Origin of the sequence: Mesorhizobium sp. M4A.F.Ca.ET.050.02.1.1, assembly GCF_003997725.1 — a bacterium.
Classification (GTDB): Bacteria; Pseudomonadota; Alphaproteobacteria; order Rhizobiales; family Rhizobiaceae; genus Mesorhizobium.
Map to the genome: position 1 here is coordinate 1 of NZ_RZSG01001456.1, position 550 is coordinate 550.

The window sequence follows — 550 nt, forward strand, 5'->3', positions numbered from 1 at the left end:
CATGGGCGGGCCGAACAAGCTGCTGGCACTGTTCGACGGCAAGCCGCTGGTGCGCCGCGCCGCCGAGAGAGCGCTGGGTTCCAGGGCGGCAAACACAATTGTCGTCACCGGCCATCAAAGAGAGCGGGTGCGCGGCGCGCTTTCCGGCCTCGATGTGATCCTGGCCGACAATCCCGATTTCGCCGACGGCCTGTCCTCGTCTCTCAAGGCGGGCATCGCCAGGGTTTCGGCCGAGGCCGCCGGCGCCATGATCGTCCTTGGCGACATGCCCGGCGTGTCCTCCGCCGATCTCGACCGGCTGATCGAAGCCTTCCGCAGATCCGGCGGCCGCTCGGTGGTGCGTGCCGCCCACGACGGCCGGCGCGGCAACCCGGTCCTGCTGCCTCGTTCGCTGTTTGGGGCTATCGCCCATCTCGAAGGCGACACCGGCGCGCGCCACCTGGTCGAAGCCGGGGGCCTTGATGTCGTCGATGTCGAGATCGGCAACGCCGCCTCGGTCGACGTCGATACGCGCGAGGCGCTGGAAGGCGCCGGCGGCGTGCTGCAGGAT

Annotated in this window: 1 protein-coding gene; it reads left to right on the forward strand. The window is 69.6% G+C overall.

From position 1 onward, the window contains the following. On the forward strand, positions 1 to 550 hold a 550-nt coding region (locus EOA33_RS38105; protein ID WP_145989618.1), incomplete at both ends, for a nucleotidyltransferase family protein.